Source organism: Kitasatospora sp. NPDC059827 (assembly GCF_042731675.1).
In the GTDB taxonomy this organism is placed as follows: domain Bacteria; phylum Actinomycetota; class Actinomycetes; order Streptomycetales; family Streptomycetaceae; genus Kitasatospora.
The window spans coordinates 18,613-32,570 of record NZ_JBHWIV010000004.1 but is presented as its reverse complement, the minus strand read 5'-3'; the positions used below and the strand labels follow the sequence as shown (position 1 = coordinate 32,570).

Genomic DNA, 13,958 nt, shown 5'->3' with positions numbered 1-13,958 from the left:
CGGCCCACTGGCCCGGCGAACCCCTGTCGCGGCGGCTCCACCGGCCTGCGACAGGGGTCAGGGTATCGGCTCCCGCCGACGGTGATCGGCCCAGGGCCGGTCCCGCCCCCGGACCGTCGGCGCCCGCTCCCCGCGCGCCGGTCCGGGGCGGATCGTCGCGGTACGTCCGGCCCCGGGGCGGGCCCGGCGGGCGGGTCCGGGCCCGGCGGGCCCACGGCTACGGGCCCGGCGGGCCCACGGGTACGGGCCTGGAGGTACGGGCCTACAGGTACGGGCCGGAGCGGATCCCGCGGCCCTGGCCCGGCTCTTCCTCGTCCGGCTCGCCGCCGTGCAGACCGGGCGGCAGCGCGCGCCGCATCTGCTCCAGCTGCGCCCGCGCGGCCATCTGCTGCGCGAACAGGGCGGTCTGGATGCCGTGGAACAGGCCCTCCAGCCAGCCCACCAGCTGGGCCTGGGCGATCCGCAGCTCGGCCTCGGTCGGGATGGTGTCGTCGGTGAACGGCAGCGAGAGCCGCTCCAGCTCGGCGACCAGCTCCGGGGCCAGCCCGAGCTCCAGCTCCTTGATCGAGCTGGCGTGGATGTCCTTCAACCGGACCCGGCTGGCCTCGTCGAGGGGCGCCGCCCGGACCTCCTCCAGCAGCTGCTTGATCATGCTGCCGATGCGCATGACCTTGGCGGGCTGCTCGACCATCTCGGTCACCGGGAGCTCGCGCGGCATGTCCGCGTCCTCGTCCCCCCCGATCGGTACCGCGGCGAACCCCTGGCCCACGGGCAGCCCGTCCGGTCCGACGATCAGCACCTTCTGGCCGTCCTGCGACTGCCCGTCGGCGGCCCGGAAGGGCTCCTGCGACGAGCGCTCGTTCATCGGATTCGTCATGAACAACATTCTCTCTCACTGGGGTTGGTCGGGCGGAAGCCCCCGTGCTTCCCGCCGTCCTGCGCCAACCGTGACGACGGTACGCCCCCGCGGCCCGCCCGGGAATCCGTACGGATACTCAGTTCCCGCCCCGACCCGACCGTCCGCGCCCGCGCGTACGCCGCCCCCCGCGCCACTCCGGTCGCACACAGCACCTCCCCGACCACCCCGCGAAACCCACCCCTCGCCGCGGCCGTGTCCCCCGGGAACCCGCACCGAACCTCCACGCCCCGGGCCCGCCCCCTCAGCCCTTCCGCAGCCGCAGACCCACCAGCCCCAGGCCGCAGCCGATCAGCCCCAGGCCCACGCCCAGCGGCAGCTGGAGGGTGGAGGGGTCCTGCCAGCGGGCGGGGAGGACCCCGGTGACCGCCGTGGCCGCCACCGGCTGGGCGGCCGTCGTGACGGTGTCCTGGCCGGCGGCGGGGTCCTGGGCGTCCGGGGTGTCCGCGGCCGGGTCCGGCCGGTCCGCCCGGGCGCCCTGGTCCGGGGCCTGCTCGGGCGGCTGCTCGACGGCCTGGTCGACGGCCTGGTCGGGAACCTGCTCGGGAGCCTGGTCCGGCGCCTGCTCGACGGCCTGGTCGGGCCGTTCCAGGGCGGCGGCCGGGTGGTGGCGGTGCGCCCTGAGCTCGGCGAGGTCCGGGCGCGACCGGTCGGGCACCCCGTACTGCGGCGGTGCGGCCTTCGGCGCGGACCAGGCCTGGTCCGCCGCGTCCGCCCCGTCCGTGGCGTCCGTGGCGTCCGTGGCGTCCGCCGTATCCACCCCGTCCGCCTGGTCGGGCTGCGCTGCCGGATCGGACCGGTCCGCCCGCTGCTCCTCACCGCCCGGCACCGGAGCGTCCGCCCGCGCGTGCCCCGGCGCCGAGGCACCCGGCGCGGGGAGCGCCACCGCGGCGGTCGCGGCGGCCAACGGGAGCGTCAGCCCCAGCACGGCCGCCGCGACCAGCCGCCGGGCCCGACCGGTCGGACGGGCCCGGCGGAGCCGGCGGGCACGGCGGTCGGGGCGGTGGTGGAGCGCGGCGGGCAACGGCCCGAGGGCGATGTGCGGGGGTGCGGCCACGGTCGGAGTCCTTCCGACGGCCGACCGCGCCCGGAGGCGGGTTCGGCGGCGGGACAGCTCCGCACCAGCCTCACACAGTCCGACAATCGCGGCATTTCGGACACGCAGCGGTACCCCCGCCCAGGCCCTGTCCGGCAAGATCGGCCGGACCGGGCCCAGCGCTCAGACCGTCAGCACGACCTTCCCGACCTGCTCCCCCGCCTCCAGCACCCGGTGCGCCTCGCCGACCTCCGTCAGCGGCAGCACCCGGTCCACCACCGGCTTCACCACCCCGGACTCCACCAGCGGCCACACGTGCTCCCGCACCGCCGCCACGATCGCCGCCTTCTCGGCCAGCGGCCGCCCGCGCAGGTTGGTGGCGATCACCGCCGCCCGCTTGCGCAGCAGCGCGTTGAGGTCGAGTTCGCCCTTCACCCCGCCCTGCAGCCCGATGATCACCAGCCGCCCGTTGACGGCCAGCGCCTCCACGTTCCGCTGCAGGTACTTGGCCCCCATGATGTCCAGGATCACGTCCGCCCCGGCCCCGTCGGTGGCCTCCCGGAGCACCTCGACGAAGTCCTGCTCCCGGTAGTCGATCGCGATGTCCGCGCCCAGCTCGGTGCACCGGGCCAGCTTCGCCGCGCTGCCGGCCGTCACCGCGACCCGGGCGCCGACCGCCTTGGCCAGCTGGATCGCCATCGTCCCGATCCCGCTCGCGCCGCCGTGCAGCAGCACCGTCTCGCCCGGCCGCAGGTGCGCGGTGAGGAAGACGTTGGACCACACGGTGCAGGCCACCTCCGGCAGGGCCGCGGCCTGCTCCGGGCTCAGCCCCTTCGGCAGCGGCAGCAGCTGCCCGCTCGGCACCGCGACCCGCTGGGCGTAGCCGCCGCCGGCCAGCAGCGCGCACACCTCGTCGCCGACGGCCCAGCCGGCCACGCCCGGGCCGAGCGCGACGATCCGCCCGGCGCACTCCAGCCCGGGGTAGGGGGAGGCGCCGGGCGGCGGGTTGTAGAAGCCCTGCCGCTGGAGCAGGTCGGCGCGGTTGACCGCGGTGGCCGCCACCTCGACCAGGACCTCGCCCTCGCCGGGCACCGGGTCGGGAACCTCGGCCCACACCAGTGCCTCGGGGCCGCCGGGTACGGGAATCGTCATCGCATGCATGCCCCGAACCTACTGCGGCGCACGGCGGTCCGGGGCTCAGGCCCCGCCCTGCGCGGCCGACTTGATGACGATCACCCGGTCGGTGAGCTGCAGCACGGCGGCCTCCGGCTCGGTGTAGTTGAGCACCCGTCGGCCCCGCACCACCGCGACCACCAGTTCCTCGCACTCGCGCGGACTGTGGCCCGCCTCGGCCCGGGTGACCGGACGCTCGACCACGTCCAGCCCGTTCCCGTACGTCAGCAGGTCCTCCATCACCGCCCCGGCGTGCGGGCTGAGCATCGACAGCCCGAGCAGCCGCCCGGCCGAACTGGAGCTGGTGACCACGACGTCGGCGCCGCTCTGCCGCAGCAGGGGTGCGTTCTCGTCCTCCCGGACGGCCGCGACCACGGTGGCGCCCTTGTTCAGCTGCCGGGCCGTCAGGGTGATCAGCACCGCCGTGTCGTCCCGTTCCGGGGCGACCACGATCCGGGCCGCGGCGGGGACGGCGGCCCGCACCAGGGTGTCGGTCCGGGTCGCGTCGCCGACCACCCCGACCAGGCCGTGCTGCGAGGCGTGCTCGATCACCTTGCGCTGCGGGTCGACGACGACGATCTCCTCCGCCTTCACCCCCTGCCCGAGCAGGGTGTCGACGGCGCTGCGCCCCTTCGTCCCGAATCCGATGACGACGGTGTGCTCGCGCACGGTGGACCTCCAGCGGTTCAACCGCCATTGCAGGCGGGTCCGTTCGGTGAGCACCTCCAGCGTGGTGCCGACCAGGATGATCAGGAACACCACGCGCAGCGGGGTGATCACGAAGATGTTGGTGAGCCGCGCGCCGTCGCTGTACGGGGTGATGTCGCCGTAGCCGGTGGTGGAGAGCGTCACGGTGGCGTAGTACGCCGCGTCCAGGAAGCTGAGTCCGCCGCCCGCGTTGTCGTGGTAGCCGGCCCGGTCGAGGTAGACGATCACCGAGGTGGCGACCAGCACGGCCAGCGCGACCAGCAGCCGTGAGCCGACCTGCCGGACGGCGGGCGCGGTGCGGCGCGCGGGCAGCACGATCCCGGCGTCCGCCCACGGCTCCGTCCCCGGCGCCGAGATGCGTCGCAACCTGCTCATGGTGCCTCCACCAGTTCGACGGTCTCCCCCGCGGCCGCCCCGCCGGGCGGGACGACGGCCAGGGCCTCGGCCCGGGCGAGGCCGCGCAGCATCGCGGGCCCGTCGAAGGCGAGCGGCACCACGCCCTCGGCGGTGCGCCGCACCGGTTGCAGCCGGGTGTCCGCCGGGTGCCCGGGCAGCAGGACGGCCGCCGGGGCGAGCGCGGGCGCGCCGGCGGCCCGGCCACCACGGGCGTGCAGCAGCGGCAGGGCCAGGGTGACCATGCCGGCGACGGCGGCGAGCGGGTTGCCCGGCAGGCCCACCAGGTGGCGGCCGCCGGTGAGTTCGGCCAGCAGCATGGGGTGTCCGGGGCGGACGGCCACGCCGTCCACCAGCAGTCGGGCGCCGGCCTCGGCGAGCGCCCGGTGCAGGAAGTCCACCGGACCGGCGGCCGTCCCGCCGGTGGTGACCACGACGTCGGCGGTGGAGTGCCGCAGGGCGTCCCGCAGCAGCCCGAAGTCGTCCTGGACGCAGCGGACTTCGGTCACGTCGGCGCCGGCCGCCCGCAGCCAGGGCGGCAGCAGCGGGCCGAGCGCGTCCCGGACCAGTCCCGGTCCGGGGATCCCGGTGTCGAGCAACTCGTCGCCGAGCACCAGCAGTTGGACCGCCGGCCGACGGCGCACGGCGAGCCGGTCGTGGCCGCAGGCGGCGGCCAGGCCGAGCACGGCCGGCCCGACCACCGTCCCCGCGGGCAGCAACTCCTCGCCCCGGCGGCACTCCTGGCCGCGCGGGCGGACGTCCTGGCCGGTGGTCAGCTGCTGGGGGCCGGTGTCGCGCAGCAGCGCGCCCTCCGCCCGGCCGTGTTCGCGGCGCAGTACGGCGGTGGCGCCGGGCGGCAGTTGGGCACCGGTGGCGATCTCGACGGCGTCGCCGTCGGCCAGCGGCGCCACCTCGGTGCGGCCGGCCAGCACCCGGCCGGTGACCTTCCAGGGCCCCGGCCCGGCGACCGCCCAGCCGTCCATCGCGGAGGTGTCGAAGGCGGGCAGGTCGGTGAGCGCGCCGAGCGGTTCGGCGAGGACGTGCCCGAGCGCCTCGGCCAGCGGCAGCCCGATCACCGGCAGCGGCCGCAGCCCGGCCCGGCGCGCGGCCTCCCGGGCGCGCGACCAGCTCAGCACGCCGGGGCCGGTGGCGGGAACGGTCACGGTGGTCCGTCCGACCTCGCTCACGGCTCCCCCGGGCCGTCGGCCGGACTCCACCGCTCGGCGAGCGCCGCGGTCCGCCGGGACGCCTCGGCCACGGCCTCCGCCCCGCCGCCCTGCTGCGCGGCCGCGTAGCCGATCAGGAAGGCGGTCAGCGGCGCCGCGGGCCGGGCCACCCCGTGCGCGACCACCCGGGCCAGGTCGAGCAGTCCCCGGACGTCCACGTCCAGGTCGATGCCCAGGTCGGCCTTGACCTCGGCGATCCAGTCTTCCAGCGTGCGCTCCATGCGCCCATGCTGCCCGATCGGCGGTTTCCCCGAGGTGTTCACCCCGTGTGCGGGGCGCGTCGTTTCCCTCACGGCCGACGGCCCGGCCTGGTGAGGCCCGCTCACCGCCCGGCCGCCGGTCAGGACTTCGCCCGCTCCCGGGCCCGTTCCAGGTCCTCCCAGGTGTCGCAGTCGTACGCGACGTCGTCGGTGTCGGCGACCCGCAGCCCGGGCAGCCCGCCGACCAGGCGGCGCAGCGGCTGCCCGGCCGGGTCGCCGAGCCCGGCGAGCGCGGCGCGCAGCGGGGCGGTGCGGTAGGCGGCGGCGAGCGGCTGGTCGCGGCCGCCCGCGTCGACCAGGACGGCGGCGTCGGTGTGCGGTCCGGCCCGGTCGAGGGCGGCGACCAGCCGGTCCACCGTACGGCGGTCCAGGAAGGGCAGGTCGGCGGCGAGCAGCAGCACGGTGTCCGCGGTGACCAGGTCGAGCCCGGCCGCGACGGCGGCGACCGGCCCGCCGCCGGGCGGCTGCTCCCTGGTCCAGCGGACGCCCGGGCGCGCGGTGGGCCGGGCGGGGCCGACCACCACGGTGGTCCGGGCACCGGCGCAGGCGGCGAGCACCCGGTCCAGCAGGGTGGTCTCGCCGACGGTCAGGCCGGGTTTGTCGACGCCGCCCAGCCTCCGGGCCGCGCCGCCCGCCGGAACGATCACGTCGTACGGCGTCGTCATGCCGCCAGTATCCCGCCCTACCGGTCGGCCCCGTCCGGGCCGTCCCCGGCCGTCTCCTCTTCGTCCTCGCCCTCGGCCCCGTCCTCGGCCCCGTCCGCCGGAGCGGCGGCGGACCGGGCGGTGTTGGCGGCCGCCCCCAGGTCCAGGAAGGACGGCAGGGTCAGCTCCCCGTACCGCTCGTTCATCGCCGTGACCAGCGCCTCCGGGTCGTCCGGGTGCTCGGCGAGCAGCCGGTCGAAGTCCCGCAGGTACTCCCCGGTGAAGGCGAGCACCCGGGCCGCGTCGTCGCCCTGGTCGGGGGCGCGGTGCCCGGCGATCACCCGGTCCACGCCGAGGTCGGCGATCCGGCCGAGGTTGTGGCCCCAGGTGGTGCGCTGGGCCGGGGTGGTGTCGGCGGTCCACACGTGGGTGCCGTTGCAGACGAAGTCCCCGGCGATCACGGTCCGGATGCTCGGCACGTGGACGACCGTGGACTCCCCGCAGTCGGCCTGGCCGAGCAGCAGCACCGGGATGACCTGGCGGTCGAGCATCAGCGGCTGCGGCAGCAGCGGGGCGGGCACCAGCGGGTGGTCCGGGATGTCGTCGCCGTAGACCGGCTTCCACTGGGCGACCTTGGCCGCGACGGTGCGCCGGATGCCCTCGACCACCGCCGGGGCGGCCAGCAGCTGGGCGTCCGGGAAGAGCCTCAGCACCTCCTCGGCCCCGAAGTAGTGGTCCGGGTGCTGGTGGGTGACCACGATGGCGAGCAGTCGGCGGCCCTTGCCCGCGACCCATTCGGCCAGTTCGCGCCCGGCGCTGCGGGTGAGCTGGGCGTCGACGAGGATCGCGGTGTGCTCGCCGAGGATCAGCGTGGAGGTGGCGAAGAAGGACGACTCGGGCCCGGTGAAGACGGAGACCTCCAGCGGTCGGGCGGTCCGCTCGGTGTCGTCGGGGAGTCCGGCCGCGACGGGCTCGGCGTCCACCCGTTCCGCGCCGGCGCTCTCCTCGGGCGGGGACGACGTCACGGGCTGCTCCCTCTGGTCGGCGGTCGGACTTCCTGCGCCCTACAGCATGGGAGCACCGGCGGCCGATTGCGCGGAAGGCGCGCCCGGTGGGACGCGCCTTCGGGCGCACGTCACACCGCGGCCCGGGCGGCGAGCTCCTTGCCCCGGGCGGCGGCCAGTTCCAGGGCCTTGGCCTTGGACTCGGCGGCGACCGGGACGAACTCGGCCAGCGCCGGGACGCTCGCCGCCATGGTGAACTCCGGGACGATGAAGTCGACCTCCAGCCCGAGCCCGCCGGCCAGCACCTTCTCCAGGTAGGTGATGACGAACTCGAACGGCTCGCGCGGGGCGCCGGGGCCGTACGAGCCGCCGCGGGAGGCGACCACGGTGACCGGGGTTCCCTTGGCGGAGGGCCGCTCGCCGGCGGTGCGGCCCATCAGGACCACCTGGTCCAGCCAGGCCTTGAGGGTCGACGGGATCGTGAAGTTGTACATCGGGGCGCCGATCAGCACGGCGTCGGCGGTCTCCAGCTCGACGATCAGCCGCTCGCGCAGCGCGAAGGCGGCGGCCTGCTCGGCGGTGCGCGCCTCGGCCGGGAGGTATCCGGCGGTGATGCCGGCGGCGTCCAGGTGCGGCATCGGGTCGGCGGCGAGGTCGTGGTGGACCACCGTGCCGCCGGGGTGCTCGGCCTCCCAGGCGGCCCGGAAGGCGGCCGTGACCTCGCGGGAGACGGAGCCGTCGGTGAGCGCCGAGGAGTCGATGTGCAGGAGCGTGGGCATGGCGGTCCTCCGGAGAATTAGTAGCTGGCTTTTCCCTCGCAGCTGCAACTAAGGTAGCAGCTTACTTTTCTGCAGTCACTAGTGGCCGGTCGAGTACGCTGGATCCATGGCCGAGCCCGAGGTAGTGACCGACGCAGTACCGACCGCGGTCGACGCGTGCGCCGCCCCTGCCGTCCGCGGCGGCTGCGCCAACGTCGACCTGGCCCTCAACCGGGTGTTCACCCTGCTCGGCAAGCGCTGGACCGGCATGCTGCTGGGCGTGCTCAACAACGGCGGACCGGCCTACTTCTCCGAGCTGCGCCGCGCCGTACCGGGCATCAGCGAGCGGATGCTCTCCGACCGGCTGACCGAACTGACCGAGGCCGGGCTGGTCGTCCGCGAGGTCGACCCCGGCCCGCCACTGCGGGTCAGCTACCGGCTCACCGAGGGCGGCGTCGCCCTGAAACCGGCCCTCAACGAACTGGCCGTCTGGGCCGACCGCTACCTGCCGGAGAGCGCCCTCCGGGGCGGCTGCTGACCGGCCGGCCCCGACAGCTGGTCGCCCCCGGGTACGACGAAGGGCCCGTCCGCCGTATCCCGGCGGACGGGCCCTTCGCACGATCGGGGGCGGCTCAGCCCTTCGCGGCACCGCCGCGCGCCCGGGACACCCGGTCGGCGACACCCCAGGAGGTCACCCGCCAGAGCGCCTCGACCACGATGCCGCGGCTCATCTTGGAGGCCCCGAGCTCGCGCTCGACGAAGGTGATCGGCACCTCGGCGACCTTGAAGCCGGCCTTCACCGTGCGCCAGGCCAGGTCGACCTGGAAGCAGTAGCCGGCCGAGGCCACCTCGTCCATGCCCAGGCCCAGCAGGGTCTCCTTGCGGAAGGCCCGGTAGCCGCCGGTGACGTCCCGGATCGGCACGCCCAGCATCAGCCGCGAGTAGGTCGAGCCGCCGCGGGAGAGCAGCAGGCGCGACTTCGGCCAGTTCACCACCCGGCCGCCCGGCACCCAGCGCGAGCCGAGCACCAGGTCGGCGCCGCGCAGCGCGCCCAGCAGCCGGTCCAGCTCCTCGGGCTGGTGCGAGCCGTCCGCGTCCATCTCGACCAGGACGTCGTAGCCGTTGTCGATGCCCCAGCGAAAGCCCGCGAGGTAGGCGGCGCCCAGGCCCTCCTTGCCCTTGCGGTGCATGACGTGGACGTTGCCGTCCTCGGCGGCCAGCTTGTCCGCCAGCTCGCCGGTGCCGTCGGGGCTGTTGTCGTCGGCGACCAGCACGTGGGCCTCGGGCACCGCGGCACGGACCCGGCCGACGATCCGCTCGACGTTCTCCGCCTCGTTGTAGGTCGGGATGATCACCAGGACCCTGCCGAGATCAGCAAAACTCTGCTGGTTCACGGTCACGTACAAACCTCTCGGCCGATGGCGGGGAGTGTCAGAACACCGTCGCCCGCACTCTGGAACGCGGCCCCGCCGCCAGCCCGCCGACGGGATGACCACGGTGGAGAATGCTGCGGGGGGCGGATACTACTGCGTCCTGGCATTCTACTACCGCGCCCGGGAACCGCTGGTCGGACCACGGCACTCCCCCCTGATGCCCACCGTTTCCCCGCGGGCGACCCGGGTCAGCTAGGGTCGATGCCCTTGCCCGGGCCCGGACCGCCCGCACCGCCGGGCCCGCACCGCCGGCCCGGACCCGGGACGTCCGGGGCAGCCCCGTCAGCGAAGGAGTAGGACCGCGCGCATGGACAGGCTCGTCAACACCGTCCGCCCGTACGCCTGGGGGTCGCTCACGGCCCTGCCCGAGTTGCTCGGCCAGGAGCCGACCGGCGAACCGCAGGCCGAGCTGTGGATGGGCGCCCACCCCGGCGACCCGTCCCGGGCCGACCGCGGCGAAGGCCCGCGCCGACTGGACGAGCTGATCGCGGCCGACCCCGAGGGCGAGCTCGGCGCGGCGAGCGTGGCCCGGTTCGGGCCGAGCCTGCCGTTCCTGTTCAAGGTGCTCGCCGCCGGCATCCCGCTGTCCATCCAGGCCCACCCCACGCCGGACCAGGCCCGGGCCGGCTTCGCCGCCGAGAACGCCCTCGGCCTCGCGCCGGACGCCCCGGAGCGGAGCTATCGCGACGACAACCACAAGCCCGAAATGGTGTGCGCGCTCGGCGACTTCGAGGGCCTGTGCGGCTTCCGCCGGCCCGCCGGGGCGGCCGCGCTGATGGCCGCCCTCGGGGTGCCCGGGCTGGACCCGCTGATCGCGCTGCTGGCGGTCGGCGAGGACGGCGGCGCCGAGGCCGAGGCCGAGGCACTGCGCCGCACCCTGGCCACCCTGCTCACCCTGGACGACGAGACCGCCGCACGGACCGTCCGGGAGACCGTCGCCGCGCTGGCCGGCACCGACCCGGACGGCCCGCACGCCCCGTACGCCCGGATCGCGAAGGACTTCCCGGACGACCGCGGCGTGATCGCCGGCCTGCTGCTCAACCACGTCCGGCTGCGGGCCGGCGAGGCGCTCTACCTGGGCGCCGGGGTGCCGCACGCCTACCTGTCCGGCGTCTGCGTGGAGCTCCAGGCCAACTCGGACAACGTGCTGCGGGCCGGCCTCACCCCCAAGCACATCGACGTCCCGGAACTGTTGAAGGTCGTGCTCTTCGAGCCCGGCGCCCCCGAGGTGGTGCACCCCGTCCCGGTCGAGGGCACCCCCGGCGAGCGGCTCTACCCCGTCCCGATCGACGAGTTCCGGCTGTCCCGCTTCCAACTGGACGGCGTGCAGCGGGAGATCGACGGCCGCACCCCGCAGATCCTGCTCTGCACCGAGGGCGCCGTCCGGCTCACCGCCGCCGACGGCGCCGTACTGGACCTCGCCCGCGGCCAGTCCGCCTTCCTCCCCGCCACCGGCACCCCGACCCGCCTCTCCGGCACCGCCGGCACCCTCTTCCGGGCCACCGTCACCGTCTGACGGCGGCCACCGCCCGGCCCGCGGTAGGACGGATCGGTACGACGAAGGGCCCGCCCCCGGTGGGGCGAGCCCTTCGTCGTACTCAGCAGGTCAGCGGCCGGACGACCCCGCGCCGACCTCGACCGGCACCGGCTCCTCGGCCCGGGCCTGAGCCCCGCCGGGCACGCCGGTCGCCGCCGGTCCGGCCGGCGCCCCGAAGGCCAGCGGTGGCAGGTCGCCGCCCGGCCAGCGGCGGTCGACCCACTTGCCCACCTTGCGGCCCAGCTTCTGCACCGGGAGCTCCACCAGCTTGTACATCAGCCAGCTCACGACCATGATCACCGCGAGGTACTCGACCGTCCAGAGCACCTTGCCGCCGGTCGTCGGGGGCACCTTGGGCACGTTCAGCAGGTCGTGCAGGGTGTGCAGCACCGGGACGTGCAGCAGGTAGAGCGAGAAGCTGATCCCGCCGAGCCAGGTCAGCGGCTTCGGGAAGCGGCGCTTGCGCAGCGCGAAGCCGATCCCGAAGGTGATCCAGGCACCGAGGTAGGAGCCGACCCAGGCCCGCGGTCCGGCGGTCCAGGTGTTGTTCTCCATGCCGCTGTGGTTGTAGAAGAAGCCGATGGCCACGCCCGCGGCGATCACGAAACCGCAGCACAGCACGGCCTGGAGCCGGTCGATCTGGCCCCTCTCGGCGCGGTAGACCACGGTGCCGGCGAACATCGTCGCGAAGATCATCAGGGTCTCGAACATCGGCGCCCGGCTGTTGTTGTACATCAGCACGAAGGCCAGCACGCCGAGCGTGATCGCCCCGATCCGGGTCAGGTTCGCCCGGCCGCTCAGCACGCAGCCGAAGGCGAAGAGCACGATCAGCACGACGCCCCAGACCAGGTTGTGGGTCGAGGCCGCGTCGACGGTCATGGTGTGGGAGGCGATCGAGGTACCGAAGATCAGCGCCACGGCGGCGAAGGCCACCGCGACCGGTCCGCTGCGACGGTGCTGTCCGACCGCGAAGAGCGCGGTCACCATGTAGTAGAACGCCATCTCGTAGCTGAGCGTCCACATCACGCCCAGGCCGTTCCAGACGCCCATGAAGTCCTGCAGCATGGTCGCGTTGGCGGCCACGGCCACGTAGTTGTGGCCGGTGGCGAAGAGCGCGACCGAGCCGTCACCCTTCGGGATGATGGCCAGCGCCACCGCGATGCCGATGATCACCGGCGGCCAGAGCCGGAAGATGCGCCCGATCCAGAACGCCCGCACGTTCCCGCGGCGCTCCAGCGAGGCCGGGATGATGTAGCCGCTGACCAGGAAGAACAGCATCACGCCGTAGAGGCCGAGGTCCCCGTGCCACCAGATGAAGGCGGCCAGCCGGTCCGGCAGCAGCTTCAGGACATCGAAGTGGTGCAGGGCGACCACGAGGGCGGCCACGCCGCGCAGCGCGTCGAGCCAGCCCAGCCGGGCGGCTGCCCCGCCCGGCCGGGCCTGCGCGCTTCCCCCGGCCTTGCGGGCGGACAGCTGTCGTATCGTCTTCACGCAGGGACAGTAGTCCATCGCACCACCGCCCCGTCCTCCGGCGCCGTACGGGCCCGGGCCGCCCCGGCGGACCATATTCGGTTGACCCCCTTCCGGCCCTCCGCTGGACTGTCGGCGGCCCGCGCACCGTGGGCCGTACCCAGGGGAGGGCTCAGCAGCGATGGAGATCCGTTCCACGACCGAGAAGGACCTCGACGTCTTCGTCGACACCGTCCACGCCGCGTTCGGCCGCTTCCCGGAGGCCCGGGCCGAGGACGGCAGCGGGGTCTGGTGGTCGGCGATCGAACCGGAGCGCGGCCTGCTCGCGGTGACGGACGACGGGCGTCCGGTCGGCACCGCCGCCGCGTACTCCTTCGAGCTCACCCTGCCCGGCGGGGCGCTCACCCCGGTCTCCGGAGTGAGCTTCGTCGGCGTCCTGCCCACCCACCGCCGCCGGGGCGTGCTGACCGCGATGATGCGGCGCCAGCTCGCCGACCTGCGGGCCCGCGGGGAGTTCCTCTCCGTGCTGCTGGCCTCCGAGCCCGCGATCTACGGCCGGTTCGGCTACGGCCCGGCGACGTACACCGGGCGGCTGACGGTGCCGCGCCACCGGGCCGCCTTCACCGCCCCGCGGGCCGGCGGGGGCACGGACACCGGCTCGGTCGAGCTGCTGCGGCGGGCCGACTGCCGGGACCTCCTGGAGGAGGTCTACGACGGCTACCGCCGCGCCCGTCCCGGCGCGCTGTCCCGGCCGCACCGCTGGTGGGCCCTGGGCGCCGGCCAGCCCCCGGTCTCCGCGACGCCGCGCTACATCGCCGTCCACCGCGACGCCGCCGGCACCCCGGACGGCTACGCCAGCTACTCCCTGGACGGGGACACCCTGACCGTGGACGAGACCATCGCCGTCGACGACGCCGTCACCTCGGCCCTGGCCCGGTTCCTGCTCGGGCACGACCTGGTCGACCAGGTCGTCTTCAAGCACTTCCCGGCCGAGCACCCGCTGCGCTGGCAGCTCGCGGACTTCGGCGCCGCCCAGGTGGGCAACAGCAGCGAGTGGCTCTGGGTCCGGCTGCTGGACGTCCCCCGGGCGCTGACCGCGCGCGGCTGGTCCGCCGACGGCGAGCTCGTCCTCGACGTGGACGACCCGTTCCTCGGCGAGCGCGCCCGCCACCTGCTGACCGTCCGGGGCGGCGAGGCCGTGTGCGTGCCGACCGACCGGGAGCCCGACCTCTCGCTGGACGTGCGGGACCTGGGCGCGGTCTACCTCGGCGGCACCCCCGTGGGCACGCTGGTGCGGGCCGGGCACGTCCGGGCCCACCGCCCGGAGGCGGTCGCCCTCGCCGACGCCCTGTTCCGCACCGAGCGCCCGCCGCACTGCCTGTCCTGGTTCTGACCGGCCA

Annotated in this window: 12 protein-coding genes and 2 pseudogenes; 3 read left to right on the top strand and 11 right to left on the bottom strand. The window is 75.2% G+C overall.

Annotated elements, in window-relative coordinates; genetic code table 11:
• Positions 1-262 precede the first annotated feature (262 nt).
• The 9 genes and pseudogenes from ACFV8H_RS03730 to ACFV8H_RS03690 all read right to left on the bottom strand — a co-directional run bounded on the left by ACFV8H_RS03730 (position 263) and on the right by ACFV8H_RS03690 (position 8,139).
• Complete coding sequence (locus tag ACFV8H_RS03730; RefSeq protein WP_380396367.1) at positions 263-877, bottom strand: bacterial proteasome activator family protein; 615 nt, start codon at positions 875-877, stop codon at positions 263-265.
• A gap of 283 nt (positions 878-1,160) precedes the next feature.
• Positions 1,161-1,973 (bottom strand): hypothetical protein, encoded by an 813-nt coding sequence (locus tag ACFV8H_RS03725; protein WP_380396366.1) that lies wholly within the window; start codon positions 1,971-1,973, stop codon positions 1,161-1,163.
• A gap of 162 nt (positions 1,974-2,135) precedes the next feature.
• Positions 2,136-3,113, bottom strand: coding sequence for an NAD(P)H-quinone oxidoreductase (locus tag ACFV8H_RS03720; protein WP_380396365.1), 978 nt, complete (start codon positions 3,111-3,113; stop codon positions 2,136-2,138).
• Positions 3,114-3,149: 36 nt separating this feature from the next.
• Positions 3,150-4,208, bottom strand: coding sequence for a potassium channel family protein (locus ACFV8H_RS03715; RefSeq protein WP_380396364.1), 1,059 nt, complete (start codon positions 4,206-4,208; stop codon positions 3,150-3,152).
• Positions 4,205-5,413, bottom strand: a complete 1,209-nt coding sequence (locus ACFV8H_RS03710; RefSeq protein WP_380396363.1) for a molybdopterin molybdotransferase MoeA — start codon at positions 5,411-5,413, stop codon at positions 4,205-4,207. Before ACFV8H_RS03710 ends, ACFV8H_RS03715 begins: the two co-directional genes overlap by 4 nt.
• Positions 5,410-5,691, bottom strand: a pseudogene (locus ACFV8H_RS03705) (DUF6457 domain-containing protein); the annotation flags it as partial. The gene ACFV8H_RS03710 and the pseudogene ACFV8H_RS03705, both read right to left, overlap by 4 nt.
• 113 nt (positions 5,692-5,804) lie before the next feature.
• A pseudogene (locus ACFV8H_RS03700) lies at positions 5,805-6,377 on the bottom strand (molybdenum cofactor guanylyltransferase); the annotation flags it as partial.
• A 17-nt stretch (positions 6,378-6,394) separates the two neighbouring features.
• Complete coding sequence (locus ACFV8H_RS03695) at positions 6,395-7,381, bottom strand: MBL fold metallo-hydrolase (protein WP_380396362.1); 987 nt, start codon at positions 7,379-7,381, stop codon at positions 6,395-6,397.
• Positions 7,382-7,491: 110 nt separating this feature from the next.
• Positions 7,492-8,139, bottom strand: coding sequence for an FMN-dependent NADH-azoreductase (locus tag ACFV8H_RS03690; RefSeq protein WP_380396361.1), 648 nt, complete (start codon positions 8,137-8,139; stop codon positions 7,492-7,494).
• 106 nt (positions 8,140-8,245) lie between these two features.
• On the opposite strand from ACFV8H_RS03690, the gene ACFV8H_RS03685 reads away from it, so the two are divergent.
• Positions 8,246-8,656, top strand: a complete 411-nt coding sequence (locus ACFV8H_RS03685) for a winged helix-turn-helix transcriptional regulator (RefSeq protein WP_375882862.1) — start codon at positions 8,246-8,248, stop codon at positions 8,654-8,656.
• A 94-nt stretch (positions 8,657-8,750) separates the two neighbouring features.
• On the opposite strand, the gene ACFV8H_RS03680 is transcribed toward ACFV8H_RS03685, so the two are convergent.
• A complete protein-coding gene (locus ACFV8H_RS03680) occupies positions 8,751-9,518 on the bottom strand; it encodes a polyprenol monophosphomannose synthase (protein ID WP_380396360.1) in 768 nt (255 codons plus the stop codon).
• A 340-nt stretch (positions 9,519-9,858) separates the two neighbouring features.
• Between ACFV8H_RS03680 and manA the strand changes: the two genes are divergently transcribed.
• Positions 9,859-11,067: a mannose-6-phosphate isomerase, class I gene (gene manA / locus ACFV8H_RS03675; protein ID WP_380396359.1), complete on the top strand. Its 1,209-nt coding sequence runs from the start codon at positions 9,859-9,861 to the stop codon at positions 11,065-11,067.
• A gap of 90 nt (positions 11,068-11,157) precedes the next feature.
• On the opposite strand, the gene ACFV8H_RS03670 is transcribed toward manA, so the two are convergent.
• The gene (locus ACFV8H_RS03670; protein ID WP_380396358.1) at positions 11,158-12,579 is read right to left on the bottom strand and encodes an acyltransferase family protein; all 1,422 of its coding nucleotides are present in this window, start codon (positions 12,577-12,579) and stop codon (positions 11,158-11,160) included.
• Between the two features lie 160 nt (positions 12,580-12,739).
• Here ACFV8H_RS03670 and ACFV8H_RS03665 point away from each other — a divergent pair, with 160 nt between their 5' ends.
• A complete protein-coding gene (locus ACFV8H_RS03665; protein WP_380396357.1) occupies positions 12,740-13,951 on the top strand; it encodes a GNAT family N-acetyltransferase in 1,212 nt (403 codons plus the stop codon).
• Positions 13,952-13,958: the final 7 nt, after the last annotated feature.